General features: G+C 65.7%; 1 protein-coding gene and 1 pseudogene. Both read right to left on the bottom strand.

Going from position 1 to position 699, the window contains the following annotated elements; translation table 11 throughout:
• Positions 1-2 precede the first annotated feature (2 nt).
• Positions 3-389: a hypothetical protein gene (locus EN984_RS39270; protein WP_236382681.1), complete on the bottom strand. Its 387-nt coding sequence runs from the start codon at positions 387-389 to the stop codon at positions 3-5.
• Positions 390-465: 76 nt separating this feature from the next.
• Positions 466-657: pseudogene (locus EN984_RS39570) on the bottom strand (MmgE/PrpD family protein); the annotation flags it as partial.
• Positions 658-699: the final 42 nt, after the last annotated feature.

Raw genomic sequence — 699 nt, forward strand, 5'->3', positions numbered from 1 at the left:
GGCTAACTCTCAGCAAATATGTGCGCCGTGCTCCCGGGCTGACCGAGCCTCCAGATGCGGGCTATGCAGCGACGCATCTCGTCAGCGGTGGCCCCGCCTCGAAATTCGGCAAGACGTATGGCCTTGGCTTCCAGTTCCTGTTTCGAAAGGGTGTTGCCGGGATCTCCCTTGGGCTCGTCGACGCGGGCATTGAATTTGCGGCCGTCAACCGTCGTGACGCTCACCTTGCCGACCCACTGCTTGGGATAAAGGGTGTCGACCTCGGCGTCGAGTTCCATCCGCACCTTCGCGCGGAAGCGTGCGACGCGGGCGTCGGCAAGCGCGTGGTGTTCGAACGCGTCGAGGTCGGCGACGCCGTGAACAGCGATCAGCCCCAAAACCGTGCCCATGGAGAACTTCGCCTGGGTGGACGGTTTGCGGAGTGACCACCGCGCCCAGGACATCGATGGCTCCCTGATGGACATGGGTCACCACGCCGGTGATGTCGTCCGGACCGAGCCCTTCGCGGCGCATGAGAGACTGCAGCGCGTCGGCGGCCGGATGAGTGTGCCGGCAGGCTGCGTGCCATTTGAAGGAGGTCTCCTCGGTTGCCCAACGGCTGCCGAGCCCGTCCGTCAGGCGGGCCGGATCGGCGTCGCTGGACATGCCGGCAGCCATTCCTTGCTGGCCTTCGAGGATCCGCGCGGCGCCCTTGAAGCC

The sequence above is a fragment of the Mesorhizobium sp. M7A.F.Ca.CA.004.12.1.1 genome (genome assembly GCF_003997835.1).
Lineage (GTDB): Bacteria > Pseudomonadota > Alphaproteobacteria > Rhizobiales > Rhizobiaceae > Mesorhizobium.